Consider the following 18709-nt stretch of genomic DNA (forward strand, 5'->3'; position numbering starts at 1 on the left):
CGAAAGCAAAGGCTATCGGACGCGCTTTGCCTTTCAGAGGAATCCAAACACTATGGCCACCTATGCGATCGGCGATATCCAGGGCTGCTACGACCCGTTCCAGCAATTGTTGCGCGAGATCGACTTCCAGGCCGGGCGCGACACGCTGTGGCTGACCGGCGACCTCGTCAACCGCGGCCCCGAGTCACTGGAAGTCCTGCGCTGGGTCTACCGCCACCAGGACTGCGTCGAGATGGTGCTCGGCAACCACGACCTGCACCTGTTGGCGGTCGCCGAGGGCTTCGGCAAGTCGCACGCCGACGACACGCTGCTCGACATCCTCAACGCCGCCGACGGCAAGCTCCTGCTCGACTGGCTGCGCTGCCAGCCGATGATGATCGCGACCGAAGGCGCGGCGATGGTGCACGGCGGGCTCTTGCCCGAATGGAGCATCGCCAAGGCGATGCGGCTGGCCGCCGAAGTCGAATCGGCATTGTCCGGCCCGCATCACAGGCAATTCCTGTCGCGGCTCTACGGCAACAAGCCGACGCGCTGGAGCGAAGACTTGAGAGGCATGGACCGGTTGCGGCTCATCGTCAACGCGATGACGCGGATGCGCATGGTGACGCGCGACGGCGAGATCGATCTCACGTTCAAGGGGGAAAGGGAAGACGCGCCACCGAACCTCGTGCCGTGGTTCGAAGCGCCGAACCGCAAGAGTGCCGGTACGCCCATCGTCTGCGGTCACTGGTCGGCGCTGGGGCTGATGCTGACCGACGACGTGTGGGCGATCGACACCGGCTGCCTGTGGGGCGGCAGCCTTACCGCGCTTCGGCTCGAAGATCTTCAGGCGTTCTCTCTGCCGTGCCGGGCAAATCGGACGATCGCGTAAGCGCGGCCCCGATCTGCTCGCGCGCCGCTTCGCTCAGTGCGAAGCGGCTGTCGAACGCCGTCGCCGGCAGCGGCGTGCCAAACGACAGTTCGACCGTCATCGACGGTTCGGCGAGGATGTTGGCGATACAGGTCCACAGGCTGGTGTCGCCGGCGTAGGCCGGCGCGGTCGTCAGTTCGCCGTTCGCGTCGAGGTAGCGTAGCGCCACCGGTTGCACCATGCCGCGGGACAATATGGCCGACTCGAACAGCGACGCCTTGAACGGCAACAGCACGGTGCCGTCCGACGTCGTCGACTCCGGGAACACCGCCATGCAGCCGCCGTTCTCGAGCGCGCGCGCCAGTTGTTCGTTGATGCGGCTCGCGTCGCGACGCTTGCTGCGGTCGATGAACAGCGTGCCGGCGTTCTTCACCAGCCAGCCGGCGATCGGCCAGGAGAGGATCTCGCGCTTGGCGACGAAGCGCGACACGGTGACGCTGTTCAGCGCGAAGATGTCGAGCCACGACACGTGGTTGGCGACCAAGAGCGTGTTGGCCGGGAACACGCCCGGCGCGGTGCCGCGCACCTTCACCTCGACCCCGAAAATCTTCAGCAGCCCGCGGCTCCAGCGCTGGTTGACCACCGCGCGCTCGGCGTATGCGAGGTTGCGAAAGCGCCCTGCGACGATCACGAGCGCGCGCAGCGCGTGCGAGACGACGCGGCCGAGCCGGGCGATACGGGTGGGAAACGGAGTTCGGCGGGGGAGGGCTGGAGACATGCTCAATCGGGCTTCAAAACGGTCAGCGCCACTCTAGCACGGCTGACAATGCGGGCAATAGTACGAGCTGCGCTGGCCCTGGCGGATCGCCTCGATCGTCGCGCCGCAGTGCCGGCATGCTTCGCCGGCGCGGCCGTACGCGTAATACGTCTGCTGGAAGTAGCCCGGCTCGCCGCCCGCGCCGACGAAGTCGCGCAAGCTGCTGCCGCCGGCCTCGATCGCGCGTGCCAGCACCGCCTTGATCGTCTCGGCCAACCTTGCGCAGTCGTCGCGCGTCAGCCTTTTCGCCGGCCGCGTCGGCCGGATGCCGGCGTGGAACAGCGCCTCGTTCGCGTAGATGTTGCCGACGCCGACCACCAGCGCGTTGTCCATCAGCGCCTGCTTGATCGCGACGCTCTTGTTGCGCGTCACCTTGTAAAGATGCTCGCCGCTGAACGCGTCGGACAGCGGCTCGGGGCCGAGCCTGGTCAACAGCGGATGATGCTCGGGCGCGCCGGCGTGCCACAGCCACGCGCCGAAGCGCCGCGGATCGCGGTAGCGCAGCACGGTCGGCATCGCGCCTACGGGCGACAGCACGAGGTCGACGTGGTCATGCTTCTCGGGCGGCGTGCCGGGCGGCACGAAACGCAGGCTGCCCGACATCCCGAGGTGCACGATCAGCGTGCCGTGCGCGAAGCCGATCAGCAGGTATTTGGCGCGCCGCGTCACCGACAGCACGGTCGCGCCCTCGAGCGTCGCGGCCAGCTCCGGCGGCACCGGCCAGCGCAGGGCCGCGCAGCGTACGGTGACGGCGTCGACGCGCGCGCGGGTCAGCGTCGGCGACACGCCGCGCTTCGTGGTTTCGACTTCGGGCAATTCGGGCATGGCGCTCGCGGGCTTGTCACCCGCATGGAAGGAAAGGGCGTGATATTCTAGGGTCTATTCGCGTTGCACAATACGCGCCAAGGCCCAAGGCTTCGAACATGAATCGTCTGTCCCGCCCGCTGTCCATTCTACTCATCGCGCTTCTGGCTGGCTGCGCCCAGTTGAAGACGCCTGCGCCGACCGATGCGGCCAAGCCCGCCACCCAGCAGGACGCGGTGAAGGAGGGCGACGACAAGGACGACACCGTCGAGAACGAAGCCAAGCTGCCGAAGCTGGCGCTGACGCCGAGCATCTTCTACGGCGTGCTCGCCAGCGAGATCGGCGCGCAGCGCGGCCAGGTCGGCAGCGCCGCGGCAACCTATCTCGACCTCGCGCAAAGCACCAACGACCCGCGCCTGGCGCGCCGTGCCGCCGAAATGGCGCTGTTCGCCGGCCAGGTGAAGGTCGCTGCCGACGCGCTCACGCTGTGGGTCAAGCTCGACCCCGAATCGCACGCCGCGCGCGAGCAGCTGTTCATCGTGCTCTTGCGCGCCGGCAGGTTGGCCGAGAGCCGCCCGCTGATCGAGGAGGTGCTGATGCGCGACCCGTCGCGCGCGCCGGCGGTGTTCGTCCAGCTCGCCCGCCTCGCGTCGCGCCAGTCCGACAAGCCCGGCACCTTCGCGCTGGTGCGCGAGTTGGCCGAGCGTTTCCCCGCGCTGCCCGAGGCGCGGTTCGCGCTGATCACCGTCGCCGCCGAAGTCGACGACCAGGCGACCGTCGACGCCGAATTCGACAAGCTCGCGAAGATCGCGCCGAAGTGGGATCTGCCCGTCGCCTGGCAGGTCGACCGCCTGCGCCGCGGCAACGTCGACGCCTCGCTGGCCTTCCTGAAGGCGGAGCTCGCGCGCCGCCCCGCCGCCGGCATCGACCTCAAGATGGCCTACCCGCGCCTCTTGGTGTCGGTCAAGCGCTACGACGAGGCGCGCGCCGAATTCGGCAAGCTGCTCAAGCCATACCCGGACAACGCCGACCTCTTGTACGCGGCCGGGCTGATGGACTACCAACTCAAGGACACCCAGAACGCCGAGAAGCTGCTGTCCGAGGCGCTCAAACGCGGCCACCCGGAGGCCGACTTCCTGAGGCTGACGCTCGGCCAACTGGCCGAGGAGCGCGGCGATGCGACGGCCGCGCGCGGCTGGTACGAATCGGTCGCCAGCGGCCAGCACAAGCTGCAGGCGCAGTTGCGCCTCGCCTCGATCGACGCCGAGGCCGGCTTCATCGGCCCTGCGATAGCGCGTCTCGAGGCGGTCAACGCGTCGAGCAACGACAAGATCGCGCTCGCGCAAAGCGCGTCGCAACTGGCGCGCCAGTACAAGCGCAACGACCTGGCCGAGCGCGTGCTCGACAAGGCGCTCGTGAGCTATCCGAACACGCCGGAGCTGTTGTACGAACGCGCGCTGGTGCACGAGATTCGCGGCAACTATGCCGGCGCCGAGCGCGACCTGCGCGCCTTCCTGATCGAAAAACCGGGCGACCCGGTCGGCGAGAACGCGCTCGGTTATCTGCTGGCCAATCGTACGCAGCGCTACAAGGAAGCGCACGCGCTGATCGCGCGCGCGTTGAAGGCCGATCCGGAAAACGCGACCATCCTCGACAGCATGGGCTGGGTGCTCTACCACCAGGGCCGGCTCAAGGCCGCGCGCGGCTACCTGGAGCGCGCCTGGAACGCGATGCCGGACCCGGAGATCGCCGCCCATCTCGGCGAAGTGCTGTGGAAGCTCGGCCAACGTGACGAGGCGCGCGCGCTGTGGCAGAAGGCGGCCGCCGCCGCCCCCGATCATCCGGTGTTGAAAGACACGCTGAAACGATTCCAGCCCTGACATGCGATCCCTCAGCCTGGTCCCCCGCCTGGCCGCGCTCGCTCTTGTCGCGACGCTGACTGCGTGCGCGACGGCAGAGCGCCCCTTCGTCCCCGGCCCCGAATCGACCGCGCAGCGTCCGGCGGACACGCCGTTCGCCGCCGCCGGCCGCATCGCGGTCAACGCCGATGGCCGCGGGCATTACGGCAACTTCGAATGGCAGCACCGCGCGGAGCGCGACGAGCTGTCCATCCTGTCCCCGGTCGGCAGCACGGTCGCACGGCTGACGCGTGACGATTCCGGCATCGCGCTCGAGGCCGACGGCCAGACGCGCCGCGCGCTCGACGTAGAGACGCTGACGGCCGACGCGCTCGGCTACCCGCTGCCGCTCGAGAACCTGGTGTGGTGGATCCGCGGCCTGGCCGCGCCGGGCGTGCCGGTCGAAAAGACCGCCGACGGTATCGAGCAAGAGGGCTGGCGCATCCGCTTCATCGCCGACGATGCCGGCGGCCCGGTGCCGCGCCGCGTCGAACTCGCGCGCGACGGGCTGTCGATCAAGCTCGTCACGCACCGCTGGCAGTGAAACTTCCCGCCGGGCAGGGCTCGGCCAACCTTTACCCATCCGGCGCCATCCGGACCCGATTGATGACGTACGACTTCCAAGCCTTTCCTGCACCGGCCAAGCTCAACCTGATGCTCAAGGTGGTCGGCCGCCGCCCCGACGGCTACCACCTGCTCGAGACGGTGTTCCGCTTCATCGACTTTGCCGACACGGTCGAGATCGCCGCCACCGACGACGGCATCATCGAGCTCGTCAATCCGACGCCGGGCGTGCCCGCCGAGGCCGACCTCACCGTACGCGCGGCGCTGGCGCTGAAAGCCGCGAGCGGCAGCGAGCTGGGCGCGCGTATCCGCCTCACCAAGCGCATCCCGATGGGCGGCGGCCTCGGCGGTGGCAGTTCGGACGCCGCCACCGTGCTCTTGGCATTGAATCGCTTGTGGGGGGCGGGTTTCTCGCGCGAACGGCTGATGGAGCTGGGGCTGAAACTCGGTGCCGACGTGCCGGTCTTCGTGTTCGGCCGCAACGCTTTCGCGACCGGCGTCGGCGAGGCGTTGACCGAGCTCGACCTGCCCGAAGCGTGGTACGTCGTGCTGCATCCGGGCGTTCACGTGCCGACCGCCAAAATATTTTCGTCGCCGCTGTTGACACGCGATAGCCGGCCCAGCATAATGCGAACCCTCGAAACAACGCAGCAACGACGAAACGACCTGCAAGCGGCCGTTTTGGCGGAGTTCAAAGAAGTTGACAGCGCATTGTCGGAGCTAGCAAAATATGGCCCCGCGCTGATGACCGGCTCCGGAAGTTGCGTGTTTCTCGAGTGCGAGTCGCAAGACCAAGCAAATACAGTATTCAGGACCGTGTCGGAAAAATACGACGGGTTTGTGGCCAAGGGGCTGGCAAGCCACCCGATGTTCGACAGGGTCTGACAGGTTTACTGGGGAGTCGCCAAGTGGTAAGGCACCGGATTTTGATTCCGGCATTCGTAGGTTCGATCCCTACCTCCCCAGCCAATAAATCAAGAAAGCGTGTAAGCTCACCCCTTACACGCTTTTTTCTTATGTTTTTTCCAGGGCAATCGTTATGGCGGCTTACGACAGTCTGATGGTCTTCACCGGGACGGCCAACCCCGACCTCGCGCAAAACGTGGTCAAACACCTCGACATTTCGCTGGGGCGCGCCGACGTCGGCCGCTTCTCCGACGGCGAGGTGGCGGTGGAACTCCTGGAGAACGTCCGCGGTCGCGACGTGTTCATCCTGCAGTCGACCTGTAACCCGACCAACGACAACCTGATGGAAATCCTGACCATGGCCGACGCGCTCAAGCGTGCCTCGGCCGGCCGGATTACCGCCGCGATTCCCTACTTCGGTTACGCCCGCCAGGACCGCCGTCCGCGTTCGGCGCGCGTGCCGATCTCGGCGCGCCTGGTGGCCAATATGCTGACCACCGCCGGCATCGACCGCGTGCTGACCGTCGATCTGCACGCCGACCAGATCCAGGGCTTCTTCGACGTGCCGGTCGACAACGTCTACGCGACGCCGGTGCTGCTGAAGGACATCATGGCCCAGCGCTTCGAAGACCTGATCGTCGTCAGCCCGGATGTCGGCGGCGTGGTGCGCGCGCGCGCCACCGCCAAGGCGCTGAACACCGATCTGGCCATCATCGACAAGCGTCGTCCCAAGGCCAACGTGGCCGAGGTGATGAACATCATCGGCGACGTATCGGGCCGTACCTGCCTGATCATCGACGACATGATCGACACCGCCAACACCCTGTGCAAGGCCGCTTCCGCGCTGAAAGAGCGCGGCGCCGCGCGAGTGTATGCTTACGCCACCCACCCGGTATTCTCCGGCCAGGCGGTCGACCGCATTCAGAATTCCGACATCGACCAAGTCGTTGTGACCGACACCATCCCGCTGTCGGCTCAGGCCCGCGCCTGCTCGCGCATCCGCGCCGTCTCGATCGGCGGCCTGATCGCCGAGACGCTGCGTCGCATCAACAACGAAGAGTCTGTGTCCTACCTCTTCAACGAGGAACTGGTTTCGACAGGCTCCGTCCTGCCGTAAACGGTACGGCCGCTGGTCGCGGCGGCCGTGCTGCCTTCATTAGAAACTTGGAGTTTTACACATGTCCTACGAACTGATCGCCGCCAAGCGCGTTGAACAAGGTACGGGTGCGAGCCGCCGCCTGCGCCGCGCTGGCAAACTGCCGGCCGTCGTCTACGGTGCCGGCAAGGATGCCGAAGCCATCGTGCTCGAGCACAACCCGCTGTACTACGCGCTGAAAGACGAAGCTTTCCACGCCTCGGTGCTGGACCTCGTCGTCGACGGCGACAAGCAGCAGGTGCTGGTGCGTGACTACCAGATGCACCCGTTCAAGCAGCTGGTGCTGCACATCGACTTCCAGCGCATCGATGCGAACGAAAAAATCAACGTGAACGTGCCGCTGCACTTCCTGAACGCCGACCTGTCGCCGGCCGTGAAGCTGCAAAGCGGCAAAGTGTCGCACGTCGTGACCAGCGTCGAAGTCAGCGCCCTGCCGGGTCAGCTGCCGAAGTTCATCGAAATCGACCTGTCCGAAGCGCAAGCCGGTCAGTCGGTTCACCTGTCCGACCTGAAACTGCCGGAAGGCGTCGAGCTGGTGGCCCTGGCCCGCGGCGAGAACGCGACCGTGGCCAACATTTCGGGCAAAGCTTCCGCCGAAGCCGCTGCCGAGTAATTCCGGGTTTCCCGGAAACCGGGCCCGCTGCGAACCCTCTCGGCTCGCAGCGGGCCTTTTGCATTGAAGAGGGAAGAAGAATGAGCGAGATCCGCCTGGTGGTCGGGCTCGGCAATCCAGGCCCCGAATACGAAAAGACCCGTCACAACGCCGGTTTCTGGCTGGTCGACGAACTGGCGTGGCAGCTGAAGGCGCGCCTCTCGCCAGACGCCAAGTTCTTCGGCGAGGTCGCGCGCGCGACGCACCCGGCAGGCGGCGAACTGTGGCTGTTGAAGCCGGCGACCTATATGAACCTGTCCGGCCAGTCGGTCGGCGCGCTGGCGCGTTTCTACAAGATCCCGATCGAGTCGACGCTGGTCGTCCACGACGAACTCGACCTTGCGCCCGGCATCGCGCGCTTCAAGCAGGGCGGCGGCCACGGCGGCCACAACGGCCTGAAAGACATCGTCGCCAAGTGCGGCGGGCCGAACTTCTGGCGCTTGCGGATCGGCATCGGCCACCCGGGCGACCGCAACGAGGTCGCCAACTTCGTGCTGAAGAAGGCGCGCAGCGAGGAGCAGACACAGATCGACGACGCGATCGCCGACGCGCTCAAGGCGCTGCCGACGGCGCTCGCCGGCGACTTCCCGGCGGCCATGAAGGCGCTGCACACCGCGCGCTGATCGGTTTACTCAAATCGAATTTCTGGTGAGGCGGGGATCGAGAACGGACCGGCCGTGAGCGAAACGTCCGCCCGAGCGGCGGCAGACCGGGGCCATCCCGAGCCAGCCTTTCCCCGACGTCGGCTTTCCCCTGCGTTGTCCCGCCGGCATTGCCACGCCGGCGCCTCTCGTGTCGCCGCGACGGCGGACCGTCTTGCTAAGTGATGCTAAAATAACGGTTTTTCGTGCGCCGCCCCCGCCGGGGGCGTCTCGACAAAGGATTCCCATGAGCCTCAAATGCGGCATCGTCGGCCTGCCGAACGTCGGCAAGTCGACCCTGTTCAATGCGCTGACCCGTGCCGGCATCGAAGCCGCCAATTATCCGTTCTGCACCATCGAGCCGAACGTCGGCATCGTCGAAGTGCCCGACCCGCGCCTCGACGCGCTGTCGCAGATCGTCAACCCGCAGAAGGTGCAGCCGGCCATCGTCGAATTCGTCGACATCGCCGGCCTGGTGGCGGGCGCGTCCAAGGGCGAGGGCCTCGGCAACCAGTTCCTCGCCAACATCCGCGAGACCGATGCCATCGTGAACGTCGTGCGCTGCTTCGACGACGACAACGTCGTGCACGTCGCCGGCAAGGTCGACCCGGTCGCCGACATCGAGACCATCGTCACCGAACTCGCGCTGGCCGATCTCGCGACGGTGGAAAAGGCGATCCAGCGCGACGGCAAGAAGGCCAAGTCGGGCGACAAGGACGCGATGCGCCTCGTCGCGTTGCTCGAGAAGGTGCGAGCGCACCTCGACCAGGGCCTGCCGGCGCGCTCGCTCGGCCTCGATGAAGACGACGTCGCGCTCCTGAAGCCGATCTGCCTGTTGACGATCAAGCCGGCGATGTACGTCGCCAACGTCGCCGACGACGGCTTCGAGAACAACCCCTACCTCGACCACTTGAAGGCGCTGGGCGACAAGGAAGGCGCGCCGGTCGTCGCGCTGTGCGCTGCGATCGAGTCGGAAATCGTCGAACTCGACGACGCCGACAAGGCCGAGTTCCTGTCCGAGATGGGCCTCGATGAACCGGGCCTGAACCGCCTGATCCGCGCCGGCTACAAGCTCTTGGGCCTGCAGACCTACTTCACCGCAGGCGTGAAGGAAGTGCGCGCGTGGACCATCCACGTCGGCGACACCGCACCGCAGGCGGCCGGCGTGATCCACACCGACTTCGAACGCGGCTTCATCCGTGCACAGACCATCGCCTTCGACGACTTCATCGCCTGCGGCGGCGAGGCCAAGGCCAAGGAAGCCGGCAAGATGCGCTCGGAAGGCAAGGAATACGTCGTCAAGGATGGCGACGTGATGAACTTCCTGTTCAACGTCTGATCGGTCTTGTCGACGAGAAAAACGCCGCCCCACGGGGCGGCGTTTTTTTATCGGGCATCCAAGGTTGGCCGAGCCTCAGCGCCCCGGCGTCGCCCAGCGCCGTTCGCTGTAACACCCGAGCGCTTCGAGCGTGCCGCACAGCAGCAGATAGAGCCGCGCGATGAAGGCGAGGATCTCCAGCGGGTAGACCTGCTCGCGCTTGTTCACCTGCGTCGCGACGAAGGTCAGCTCGGCGACGCCGACGACGTAGGCGAAAGCGATGCGGGCGTCGGCGGCTTGTGCCGTCATGTCGATTGCATCTTACGGAGTCGCCATCATTCCATGAAATTATCGATTTCTATATCGCTGCCGGTTTTATTCGGCTGAAGTTTCCATGCGGTAAGGCCGATGTCAGCGCGCAATCTGCGACTAATATGGAAGCGTTGCGCCCGCGCGGCGCGTGATGACATCGAGGAGCTAGGCGGCATGATCAAGGTCAGCGTGTTCTACCCGAACCAGGCAGACAAGAAGTTCGACCTGGACTACTACCTCGGCCAACATATGCCGATGGTCGAGGCGCGTTTTGGCGAGGCCTGCCGCGAGGCGTCGGTGGAGGTCGGCATCCTGGGCGTCGCCCCCGGCACGACGCCGGCCTTCATCGTTACCTGTCATCTGACGTTCGACTCGGTCGACGCCTTCCAGACGGCGTTCGCGCCTCACGTCGCCGAGATCATGGGCGACATCCCGAACTACACCGACATCGAGCCGGTGATCCAGATCGGCGAGGTGAGGCGCGGACCGCTCGTGCGATGAAGGGAGCATGACGGCGACGCTACCCACTTGGCAAGGCCGTGAGCTCTTGCTAAGGTGACGCCCGCCAGCCTCGCGCGGCTAGGGTAGGCATCCTGACAGGCCGTCTGTGCTCTGCCGGATAGCCAACTTCAATGTTCGACGGCATCAGCCTCGCACAGTTTTTAAATCGCCGAGAGGGAAAATGGCCGCAAATTACCCGCCTCAGTCCAAAGAAGAAGAGCTTGATCTGGCCGACCTGTTGATCTTGTGTTGGCGTCACCGTTACTGGCTCGTGGGCTTTCCGCTTGCTGCCGTAGCGCTGGCCTTCATGGTGGTGCAAATCCTCCCCGTTCGTTACACGGCTTCCGCGACCTTGCTGCTTCCCTCGCAGGCAGCGGGGGCTGCGGCTGCCAACGTCGTCAAAAGCGACGACGTCGTGGACAAGCTCGCCAGTAACCAGGCCTTGATGGCGTCGTACGGCGTGCGTGGTGCCGAAGACGCCAGGCGAGCCGCGTTGAAGGGAGCGCTTGCCGTGTCCGCCACCCGCGATGGGATGGTGCAGGTGTCCGTGGACAGCGTGGATCCCAAAGCCGCAGCGGGGCTTGCCAACGCCGTTGCCGAGGCTGGGCGGGAGCAATTGCTAGAGGCGGGCGTGACCCCCGAAGGGAAGCTGCTTCGCCAGCTGGAAATCCGCCGCCGTCTGACCGTCAATAAGCTCTCGCAGGCGGAAAGCGCGCTGCGTGTGTCCGCGCAGGACATTCCAGAAGATAAGCGCGCCGTGCTTCGGCAGGAGGCCGCTTTGCTGGCGCTGCTGGAGACGAGGTCGTCGGAAAAGGATGAAGGGAATATGAGCTCTGCCGTCCTGTCGAATACCGCGGCGCTCCAGGGGGGCGGTGTGAAGGAACAGTTATGGCGGCGGCTGTTTTTCTACCAGGAGTCGCTCCGGCTGCTGGACGGCGACATCGCGCTGATCCGCGCCTCGCTGAAGACGGATTTCGGGGTGGCCAGCTACGCCACCGTGTCTTCTGAGAAGTCTTCGCCCAAGGCGGCGAAGATACTGGCGCTTTCGGGGATCGCGGGCTTGTTCTTCGCGTTCCTATCCGTGTTTCTTAAAGTCTCCTGGCAGAGGCTGCGCGGCGAATTGCGTGCGAAGCTGGCATGACAGGGAGGGCCATGCATCATCCGGCGAATACCCCTGCTGTCAAACCCAATCTATCGAGGTTCCCGCCCTATGAAAAAATCCCTGGTATTGCTCGCCGCGCTGGCCGTATCCACCCACGCGATCGCCGCCGACCTGCTCGACACGGCCAAAAGCCGTGGCACCTTGAAGATCGCGCTCGAAGGCACCTATCCGCCGTTCAACTTCAAGGACAAGAACCAGCAGCTGGCCGGCTTCGAGGTCGACTTCGGCAAGGCACTCGCGCAGCGCCTGAAGCTGAAGCCTGAATTCGTCACCGGCGAGTGGAGCGGGCTGTTGGCTGGCCTTCAGGCCGGCAAGTTCGATGTGGTGCTGAACCAGGTGTCGATCACCGACAAGCGCAAGGAAGTGTTCGACTTCTCGGTGCCCTACACCGTGTCGAGCGCGCAGCTGATCGTCCGCAAGAACGAGACGCGCAGCTTCAAGAGCCTGGAAGACCTGAAGGGCAAGAAACTCGGCGTCGGCCAGGGCAGCAACTACGCCGACATGGCCAAGGCGGTGCCGGGCATCGAGGTGAAGACCTACCCGGGCGCGCCGGAATACCTGCAGGACCTGGCGACCGGACGCCTCGACGCCGCGCTCAACGACAACCTGATGGTCCCGTTCTCGATCAAGGAATCGAAGCTGCCGGTGAAGGCCGGCGCGCCGGTCGGCGGCATCACGCAGATGGGCGTGCCGTTCGCCCGTGGCAACCCGAAGTTCAAGGCGGCGGTCGACAAGGCGATCGGAGCGATGCAGGCCGACGGCAGCTTCAAGAAGATCTCGGTGAAGTGGTTCGGCATTGATGTGTCCAAGGCTCCCGGCGCAAAATAAGTGCCCTCGGCCAACCTCAAGGCGCGGCGGCTGACGGCCGCGCCCTTCACGCCCTCGGGGCCCACCCGGGGGCGTTTGCATTCGGAAAGACAAGATGAATTGGTGGGAACTGTTTGAAACCGCCGGGCCGGTGCTGCTCAAGGGGGCCGGCTATACGCTGTTGTTCGCGGTGAGCTCGATGGTCTTGGGCCTCTTGCTCGGCTTCATCGTCGCGCTCGTGCGCGTCGCGCGCGTGCCGGTGCTCGCGCAACTGGCCGCCTTCTACGTCAGCGCGATGCGCGGCACGCCGCTCCTGGTGCAGATCTTCGTCATCTACTACGGCCTGCCCAGCGTCGGCATCGAGTTCGAACCCGTGACCGCCGGCATCCTCGCGTTGACGCTGAACGTCGCCGCCTACCTGTCGGAAAGCATGCGCGGCGCGATCGCCGGCGTCGCGAGGGGGCAGTGGGACGCCGGTCTGTCGCTCGGCTTCAGCTGGTGGCAGAGCATGCGCTACATCGTCGCTCCGCAGGCACTGCGCCTGGCGGTGCCTAGCCTGTCGAACAGCCTGATCTCACTGATCAAGGACACGTCGCTCGTGTCGGTGATCACCGTCACCGAGCTGATGCTGGCGACGAAAGAGGTCATCGCACAGACCTTCCAGCCGCTGCCGCTGTATCTGGCCGCCGCCGCGGTCTACTGGGCGCTGTCGGCGAGTTTCGAGCGCGTGCAAAGGCGGGTCGAGATCAAACTTGAGGAAGCGCACCGGCGCTGAGTGGTGCACCCCGATGAGAAACGCCCCGCATTGCGGGGGCGTTTGTTTTGAAGGTCAGCCGGGCTCGGCCAACCTTGTTCAGATGAAGAATGCCAGCGCTGGCAAGTCATGCCGTTTCCGTTAAACGAATCTGCTCTTTATCCGCCGCCGCAATACAAGCATGCCTGTTTGAAGAACGCCCCGCTTCCGTACCATGGAAAGCGGGGCGTTCTTATTGTCAGCGAGCGGTATCTCCCACCATGTGGTAGTGGTGAATGCGTAGCCGCATGCTGGGCCACCCCGCCGACGTTTCCTCTTTACGCGGTTTGGCAAAATTACGGTCGTCGATGCAGAAGGCCAACGCATCTCGCAGCGTCCCTGCCGCCCTCAGGATATCCAGCGGGGTCGGCAGGTAAACCGCGTTGCCTTTGGCGAGTTCGAGGCCCGCGTGTTCCAGTACCTGCCGGTGCTGTTCGCTGAGGTCGAAGCCGAATTCGGCGACGGGACGTTTTTTGTCACCCCAGTAACGCAACAGCCAGCGGTTGGTCTTGCCTTGGTAGAGGATGCTGAAATAGCTCTCGGTATCCTTAGGCTGGATGTCGACCTCATCGCCCAGCGCCGTCTGGCAGACGCTGAACAGTTGCTTTTCGATTGCGGTGGTAACGATGCGGTCGTTGTCCGGCTTGATCACGTCCCCGCTGGGCTCTGCTGGCGCGGAAGCGATAGGGATAGGTGCGATCTCCATCGTCGGCTCTGCCGGCTTGACCGACAGACCGCTCACGACCATGTCGCTGATGGTCAGTTCGACGGCCTTGCGGGCGATCGGTGCAAGGCCGTCGAGGAACTTGGTAGTGAAGGTGCGCTGAATATTGGCCCGGGTGGCCAAGAAGCGGACAAAATCGGCGTCGATGTCGCGCAAGCATGCGCCGAGAGCGGCTTTGAGCGCGGCAAGGTAGACGCTCTCCTCGGCAATGCTGCGCACGGTATCGGGCTTGAATTGGTCGAAACGGAAGCGGTAGAGCTGGGAGAGCGGCTCGTCGACCGGCTGCTCGAAATCGACCGTCAGAAAGGGTTCGCCATCCATGACATTCTTGTTGACGAGGTCGGTGAAGAAGCGCCATTCGCGTCCATTGGTAATCGCGGCGACCGCCACGCCCGGCGACGAGTTGAAATAACGCGAGAGCTGTGGGGCGTGGTTGTTGAGGCGTTCGGCGTGGGCCTTGGCCTCGATGAACATGACGGGAATGCCATCGCAGAACAGCGCGTAGTCCACGCGCTCGGAAGTTTTCACCCCCAGGAAATCGGCGTGATATTCGGCTTTGACGCGGGTTGGGTCGTAGGGGCTGAAACCGAGGATATCCAGCAGCGGTAAGATGAGTGCTTGCTTGGTGGTTTCCTCGGTCACGCAGTGACTGCCGACGCTGTGCACGTGGTTGGTGTGCTTTTTCAACCGTTCCTTGAACTCCTCCATCTACATTCTCCGCTCGGTGAAGATGCATTCAGCATTGCACGCCCGAGGGCAAGAAAAAACCTGCTTGCGCCTTGCCGTCATTTATTTCAAATGAATCGTCAGAACATGGCGTTGTGTGATGCGGCTTGTGGCGTGCTCACTACGAACGCGATTACCGCTGGTAGGCTCGGCCAACGTCGGGGGCTGAAAACAAAAACGCCCCGGGAGTGGGGCGTCTTGATGGCAGTTCAAAGAACTTACTGGCGTACGCAGTCGACGCAGTAGACCTTGTTGCCGTCCTTCTCCTGCGCGACCAGGCCGTGCACGTCGGTCTCGAAGCCCGGCAGGCGGCGGTTGAAGTCCTGCGCGAAGCGCAGGTAGTCGACGATGGTCTTGTTGAAGCGCTCGCCCGGGATCAACAGCGGGATGCCCGGCGGGTACGGCGTCAACAGCACCGCGGTGACGCGGCCCTCGAGCTCGTCGACCGGCACGCGGTCGATCTCGCGGTGCGCCATCTTGGCGAACGCGTCGGACGGCTTCATCACCGGCTCCATGCCCGACAGGTAGATCTCGGTCGTCAGGCGCGCGATGTCGTGCTCGCGGTACAGGTTGTGGATCTTCTGGCACAGCTCGCGCAGGCCGACGCGCTCGTACTCCGGATGCTTGGCGACGAACTCCGGCATGATGCGCCACATCGGCTGGTTCTTGTCGTAGTCGTCCTTGAACTGCTGCAACAGCGAGATCAGCGTGTTCCAGCGGCCCTTGGTGATGCCGATGGTGAACATGATGAAGAACGAGTACAGGCCGGTCTTCTCGACCACCACGCCGTGCTCGGTCAGGTACTTGGTGACGATCGCGGCCGGGATGCCCATCTCCTCGAAGCTGCCGTCGACGTTCAGGCCCGGCGTCAACAGCGTCGCCTTGATCGGGTCGAGCATGTTGAAGCCGTCTTCGATGTTGCCGAAGTCGTGCCACGATTCGCCGGCCTTCAGCGTCCAGTCCGGCTGCTCGCACACGCCCTCGTCGGACAGCGCTTCCGGGCCCCAGACGCGGAACCACCAGTCGTCGCCGTATTCCTCATCGACCTTGCGCATCGCGCGGCGGAAGTCGAGCGCCTCGACCAGCGACTCCTCGACCAGCGCGTGACCGCCCGGCTGCTCCATCATCGCCGCGGCGACGTCGCACGACGCGATGATCGCGTACTGCGGGCTGGTCGACGTGTGCATCAAATAGGCTTCGTTGAAGCCGTCGCGGTCGAGCTGGCGGCTCTGCGGGTCCTGCACCAGGATCTGCGACGCCTGGCTCAAACCGGCCAGCAGCTTGTGCGTCGACTGCGTCGAGAAGATCATCGACTCCTCGCAGCGCGGACGGTTGTCGCCGATCGCGTGGAAGTCCTTGTAGAACTCGTGGAAGGTCGCGTGCGGCAGCCACGCTTCGTCGAAGTGCAGCGTGTCGACCTCGCCGTCGAGCATGCGCTTGATCTCCTCGACGTTGTACAGGATGCCGTCATACGTGGATTGGGTAATGGTCAGGATGCGCGGTTTGACGCCCGGGTTCTTCTCGAGGATCTCGCGCGCGAACGGGTTGGCGAGGATCTTCTGTTTGATCGTTTCCGGCTCGAACTCGGATTTCGGGATCGGGCCGATGATGCCGTAGTGGTTGCGCGTCGGCATTAGGAACACCGGCACCGCGCCGGTCATCATGATCGCGTGCAGGTTCGACTTGTGGCAGTTGCGGTCGACCAGCACGATGTCGCCGGCGGCGACCGTCGAGTGCCAGACGATCTTGTTGCTGGTCGACGTGCCGTTGGTGACGAAGAACAGGTGGTCGGCCTGGAAGATGCGCGCGGCGTTGCGCTCGCTCGCGGCGACCGGGCCGGTGTGGTCCAGGAGTTGGCCGAGCTCGTCGACCGCGTTGCACACGTCGGCACGCAGCATGTTCTCGCCGAAGAACTGGTGGAACATCTGGCCGACCGGCGACTTCAGGAAGGCGACGCCGCCCGAGTGGCCCGGGCAGTGCCACGAGTACGAACCGTCGTAAGCGTAGTCGACCAGCGCGCGGAAGAACGGCGGCGCCAAGGTGTCGAGGTAGGATTTCGCCTCGCGGATGATATGGCGCGCGACGAACTCCGGCGTGTCCTCGTGCATGTGGATGAAGCCGTGCAGCTCGCGCAGGATGTCGTTAGGGATGTGGCGCGCGGTGCGCGTCTCGCCGTACATGTAAAGGGGGATGTCCGGGTTGCGGCTGCGGATGCGGTTGACGAAGCTGCGCAGGTGGGTCAGCGCCTCGAGCGTTTCCTCGGGCGAGCCGGCGCCGAATTCCTCGTCGTCGATCGACAGGATGAAGCCGGCGGCGCGGCTCTGCTGCTGGGCGAAGGAGGTCAGGTCGCCGTAACTCGTGTAGCCGACCACGCTCATGCCTTCGGCCTCGATGGCGGCCGCCAGCTCGCGGATGCCGGATCCGCTGGTGTTCTCGGAACGGAAGTCTTCGTCGATGATGACGAGGGGGAAGTAAAATCGCATGCCAGTTTCCTGAAAAAGCAAACTGCGCTGGCGGTGCGGGTTGGACGAATGTCCTCGCCGTCCTGAGGGCGCTGAAAAAAAGGGCGCTTTGCGCCGCGGTGCGTGTGAGCTGCTTTCGGCAACCGTCTCGTCAGCCGGCCCTGGGGTTTTTGAGCTAGCGCGCCGCGTCGGCGCGGGCTCAGGTCTGGCCCCAAGTCACCCGGAAAGGGGCGTATCTTAAACGAGAAAGTTGTCGCTTTTGCGTTCTTGTGCCCGCCGATGCTGCGCCGGTGCGGGTTTGCCGGGCTAAGTGCCCGTGTTACGGGCGTTTTTGCCTGGCGTGGCCCGCAAAAAAGCGTCGCAGTTTTACGACAACACGACGTCTTTCCCGTCGCCTTGCCGCGTCCAGCCCGGTCCCGCTACCCTGTGAGACAGTTTTCTGCCGAGTCCATTCCATGAAATTCGCGACCAAAGCCATCCATCTCGGCCACGACCCTAAGGATCACCAGCGCGCGGTGATGCCGCCGGTGTACCAGACCACGGTGTTCGCCTTCGACCACGTCGGCGAGGAGCTGCCTTTCACCTACGCGCGCGGCGGCACGCCGACGCACGCCGCGCTCGAGGATTGCCTCGCCGGGCTGGAGAACGCGCGCCACGGTCTGGCCTTTTCGAGCGGCATGGCGGCGATCGACGCGGTGCTGCGCGCGACGCTGAAACCGGGCGACACGGTGGTCGCGCTCGCCGACTGCTACGGCGGCGCCTACCGGCTCTTGACGCGCGTGATGCAGCCAACGGGTGTCAACGTCGTGTTCGCCGACCTGTCCGACCCGGCCAGTCTGACCGGGCTTCTTGACGAGACGGTGAAGCTGCTGTGGCTCGAGTCGCCGTCGAACCCGCTGCTGAACCTGGTTGACATCGAAGCGCTGTCTGCGATCGCGCGCGCGCGTGGCGTGAAAGTCGCGGTAGACAACACCTTCGCGACGCCCTATCTGCAGAACCCGCTCGACCTGGGGGCCGACGTCGTCGTCCATTCGGCGACCAAGTACCTCGGCGGCCACTCGGACGTGCTGCTGGGGCTGGTCGCGGTCAACGACGAGGCCTTGTTCCGCGACATCCGGCTGGTGCAGATCTCGGCCGGCGCGGTGCCGGGGCCGCAGGACTGCTTTCTCGTGCTGCGCGGCATCAAGACCTTGGTGCTGAGGATGGAACGCCACTGCGACAACGCCGAGCGCGTCGCCGACTTCCTGCTCGGCCAACCTTCCGTCGAGAAGGTGTTCTTCCCGGGGCTGCCCGACCATCCGCAGCACGCACTGGCGAAACGCCAGCAGCGGCGCTTCGGCGGCATCGTGTCGTTCTATCTGAAGGACGACAGCCGCGAGGCGGCGAGTCGCGTCGCCGAGAGGCTGCAGCTGTTCGCACTGGCCGAGTCGCTCGGCGGCGTCGAGTCGCTGGTCAACCATTCGGCGACGATGTCGCACGGCTCGCTGCCGCCGTTGAGGAAACGCGAGCTGGGGATACGCGAAGGGCTGCTGCGGCTGTCGCTCGGCATCGAGGACATCGACGACCTGCTCGCCGATCTTGAGCAGGCGCTCGCCTGAAGCCATAGGCGTCAAAAG

18 protein-coding genes and 1 tRNA gene are annotated in these 18709 nt (G+C 65.0%); 14 read left to right on the forward strand and 5 right to left on the reverse strand.

Features of this window, described 5'->3' with window-relative positions; all coding sequences use genetic code 11:
* The first annotated feature begins 52 nt into the window (after positions 1–52).
* The gene (locus tag DWG20_RS07740) at positions 53–871 is read left to right on the forward strand and encodes a symmetrical bis(5'-nucleosyl)-tetraphosphatase (protein ID WP_115433264.1); all 819 of its coding nucleotides are present in this window, start codon (positions 53–55) and stop codon (positions 869–871) included.
* Here DWG20_RS07740 and DWG20_RS07745 read toward each other — a convergent pair.
* Both DWG20_RS07745 and mutM read right to left on the reverse strand, forming a co-directional pair.
* Entirely contained in the window at positions 801–1628 is an 828-nt protein-coding gene (locus tag DWG20_RS07745) for a lysophospholipid acyltransferase family protein (RefSeq protein ID WP_115433265.1), read from the reverse strand. The genes DWG20_RS07740 and DWG20_RS07745 overlap by 71 nt on opposite strands.
* A 33-nt stretch (positions 1629–1661) precedes the next feature.
* Positions 1662–2492 carry a bifunctional DNA-formamidopyrimidine glycosylase/DNA-(apurinic or apyrimidinic site) lyase gene (gene mutM / locus DWG20_RS07750; protein WP_115433266.1) on the reverse strand — a complete coding sequence of 277 codons (831 nt, stop codon included), beginning with the start codon at positions 2490–2492 and terminating at the stop codon, positions 1662–1664.
* 98 nt (positions 2493–2590) lie between these two features.
* On the opposite strand from mutM, the gene DWG20_RS07755 reads away from it, so the two are divergent.
* From DWG20_RS07755 to ychF, 8 genes are all read left to right on the forward strand, one after another.
* Positions 2591–4351, forward strand: a complete 1761-nt coding sequence (locus DWG20_RS07755) for a tetratricopeptide repeat protein (RefSeq protein ID WP_115433267.1) — start codon at positions 2591–2593, stop codon at positions 4349–4351.
* 1 nt (position 4352) lies between these two features.
* The gene (lolB, locus tag DWG20_RS07760; protein ID WP_115433268.1) at positions 4353–4913 is read left to right on the forward strand and encodes a lipoprotein insertase outer membrane protein LolB; all 561 of its coding nucleotides are present in this window, start codon (positions 4353–4355) and stop codon (positions 4911–4913) included.
* Between the two features lie 62 nt (positions 4914–4975).
* Positions 4976–5818 (forward strand): 4-(cytidine 5'-diphospho)-2-C-methyl-D-erythritol kinase, encoded by an 843-nt coding sequence (gene ispE / locus DWG20_RS07765; protein WP_115433269.1) that lies wholly within the window; start codon positions 4976–4978, stop codon positions 5816–5818.
* A 9-nt stretch (positions 5819–5827) separates the two neighbouring features.
* A tRNA-Gln gene (locus DWG20_RS07770) sits at positions 5828–5902 on the forward strand.
* 70 nt (positions 5903–5972) lie between these two features.
* A complete protein-coding gene (locus DWG20_RS07775) occupies positions 5973–6956 on the forward strand; it encodes a ribose-phosphate pyrophosphokinase (protein WP_115433270.1) in 984 nt (327 codons plus the stop codon).
* Between the two features lie 61 nt (positions 6957–7017).
* A complete protein-coding gene (locus DWG20_RS07780) occupies positions 7018–7608 on the forward strand; it encodes a 50S ribosomal protein L25/general stress protein Ctc (protein WP_115433271.1) in 591 nt (196 codons plus the stop codon).
* An 80-nt stretch (positions 7609–7688) separates the two neighbouring features.
* Positions 7689–8270, forward strand: coding sequence for an aminoacyl-tRNA hydrolase (gene pth / locus DWG20_RS07785; protein WP_115433272.1), 582 nt, complete (start codon positions 7689–7691; stop codon positions 8268–8270).
* Between the two features lie 265 nt (positions 8271–8535).
* Positions 8536–9627 (forward strand): redox-regulated ATPase YchF, encoded by a 1092-nt coding sequence (ychF, locus tag DWG20_RS07790; RefSeq protein WP_115433273.1) that lies wholly within the window; start codon positions 8536–8538, stop codon positions 9625–9627.
* A 75-nt stretch (positions 9628–9702) separates the two neighbouring features.
* Here ychF and DWG20_RS07795 read toward each other — a convergent pair whose 3' ends face one another.
* Positions 9703–9915, reverse strand: a complete 213-nt coding sequence (locus DWG20_RS07795) for a hypothetical protein (RefSeq protein ID WP_115433274.1) — start codon at positions 9913–9915, stop codon at positions 9703–9705.
* A gap of 99 nt (positions 9916–10014) precedes the next feature.
* Between DWG20_RS07795 and DWG20_RS07800 the strand changes: the two genes are divergently transcribed.
* The 4 genes from DWG20_RS07800 to DWG20_RS07815 all read left to right on the forward strand — a co-directional run bounded on the left by DWG20_RS07800 (position 10015) and on the right by DWG20_RS07815 (position 13163).
* Entirely contained in the window at positions 10015–10419 is a 405-nt protein-coding gene (locus DWG20_RS07800; protein ID WP_245944800.1) for an EthD family reductase, read from the forward strand.
* A gap of 181 nt (positions 10420–10600) precedes the next feature.
* Positions 10601–11560 carry a Wzz/FepE/Etk N-terminal domain-containing protein gene (locus DWG20_RS07805; RefSeq protein ID WP_115433276.1) on the forward strand — a complete coding sequence of 320 codons (960 nt, stop codon included), beginning with the start codon at positions 10601–10603 and terminating at the stop codon, positions 11558–11560.
* Between the two features lie 69 nt (positions 11561–11629).
* Complete coding sequence (locus tag DWG20_RS07810) at positions 11630–12409, forward strand: transporter substrate-binding domain-containing protein (RefSeq protein WP_115433277.1); 780 nt, start codon at positions 11630–11632, stop codon at positions 12407–12409.
* A 94-nt stretch (positions 12410–12503) separates the two neighbouring features.
* Positions 12504–13163 carry an amino acid ABC transporter permease gene (locus DWG20_RS07815; RefSeq protein WP_115433278.1) on the forward strand — a complete coding sequence of 220 codons (660 nt, stop codon included), beginning with the start codon at positions 12504–12506 and terminating at the stop codon, positions 13161–13163.
* 217 nt (positions 13164–13380) lie between these two features.
* Here the strand turns inward: DWG20_RS07815 and DWG20_RS07820 are convergent, their stop codons facing one another.
* Positions 13381–14613, reverse strand: coding sequence for a type I restriction endonuclease (locus tag DWG20_RS07820; RefSeq protein ID WP_115433279.1), 1233 nt, complete (start codon positions 14611–14613; stop codon positions 13381–13383).
* 236 nt (positions 14614–14849) lie between these two features.
* Positions 14850–17114: an arginine/lysine/ornithine decarboxylase gene (locus DWG20_RS07825; protein ID WP_115433280.1), complete on the reverse strand. Its 2265-nt coding sequence runs from the start codon at positions 17112–17114 to the stop codon at positions 14850–14852.
* Positions 17115–17548: 434 nt separating this feature from the next.
* On the opposite strand from DWG20_RS07825, the gene DWG20_RS07830 reads away from it, so the two are divergent.
* Positions 17549–18691, forward strand: coding sequence for a trans-sulfuration enzyme family protein (locus tag DWG20_RS07830; RefSeq protein ID WP_115433281.1), 1143 nt, complete (start codon positions 17549–17551; stop codon positions 18689–18691).
* Positions 18692–18709: the final 18 nt, after the last annotated feature.

Source organism: Crenobacter cavernae (assembly GCF_003355495.1).
Taxonomy (GTDB): Bacteria; Pseudomonadota; Gammaproteobacteria; order Burkholderiales; family Chromobacteriaceae; genus Crenobacter; species Crenobacter cavernae.

Bases quoted from the DNA above. Each gene is read 5' to 3' on its own strand.
- DWG20_RS07740 (WP_115433264.1), top strand. From the start codon at position 53: ATGGCCACCTATGCGATCGGCGATATCCAGGGCTGCTACGACCCGTTC.
- DWG20_RS07745 (WP_115433265.1), bottom strand. From the start codon at position 1,628: ATGTCTCCAGCCCTCCCCCGCCGAACTCCGTTTCCCACCCGTATCGCC.
- mutM (WP_115433266.1), bottom strand. From the start codon at position 2,492: ATGCCCGAATTGCCCGAAGTCGAAACCACGAAGCGCGGCGTGTCGCCG.
- DWG20_RS07755 (WP_115433267.1), top strand. From the start codon at position 2,591: ATGAATCGTCTGTCCCGCCCGCTGTCCATTCTACTCATCGCGCTTCTG.
- lolB (WP_115433268.1), top strand. From the start codon at position 4,353: ATGCGATCCCTCAGCCTGGTCCCCCGCCTGGCCGCGCTCGCTCTTGTC.
- ispE (WP_115433269.1), top strand. From the start codon at position 4,976: ATGACGTACGACTTCCAAGCCTTTCCTGCACCGGCCAAGCTCAACCTG.
- DWG20_RS07775 (WP_115433270.1), top strand. From the start codon at position 5,973: ATGGCGGCTTACGACAGTCTGATGGTCTTCACCGGGACGGCCAACCCC.
- DWG20_RS07780 (WP_115433271.1), top strand. From the start codon at position 7,018: ATGTCCTACGAACTGATCGCCGCCAAGCGCGTTGAACAAGGTACGGGT.
- pth (WP_115433272.1), top strand. From the start codon at position 7,689: ATGAGCGAGATCCGCCTGGTGGTCGGGCTCGGCAATCCAGGCCCCGAA.
- ychF (WP_115433273.1), top strand. From the start codon at position 8,536: ATGAGCCTCAAATGCGGCATCGTCGGCCTGCCGAACGTCGGCAAGTCG.
- DWG20_RS07795 (WP_115433274.1), bottom strand. From the start codon at position 9,915: ATGACGGCACAAGCCGCCGACGCCCGCATCGCTTTCGCCTACGTCGTC.
- DWG20_RS07800 (WP_245944800.1), top strand. From the start codon at position 10,015: ATGTCAGCGCGCAATCTGCGACTAATATGGAAGCGTTGCGCCCGCGCG.
- DWG20_RS07805 (WP_115433276.1), top strand. From the start codon at position 10,601: ATGGCCGCAAATTACCCGCCTCAGTCCAAAGAAGAAGAGCTTGATCTG.
- DWG20_RS07810 (WP_115433277.1), top strand. From the start codon at position 11,630: ATGAAAAAATCCCTGGTATTGCTCGCCGCGCTGGCCGTATCCACCCAC.
- DWG20_RS07815 (WP_115433278.1), top strand. From the start codon at position 12,504: ATGAATTGGTGGGAACTGTTTGAAACCGCCGGGCCGGTGCTGCTCAAG.
- DWG20_RS07820 (WP_115433279.1), bottom strand. From the start codon at position 14,613: ATGGAGGAGTTCAAGGAACGGTTGAAAAAGCACACCAACCACGTGCAC.
- DWG20_RS07825 (WP_115433280.1), bottom strand. From the start codon at position 17,114: ATGCGATTTTACTTCCCCCTCGTCATCATCGACGAAGACTTCCGTTCC.
- DWG20_RS07830 (WP_115433281.1), top strand. From the start codon at position 17,549: ATGAAATTCGCGACCAAAGCCATCCATCTCGGCCACGACCCTAAGGAT.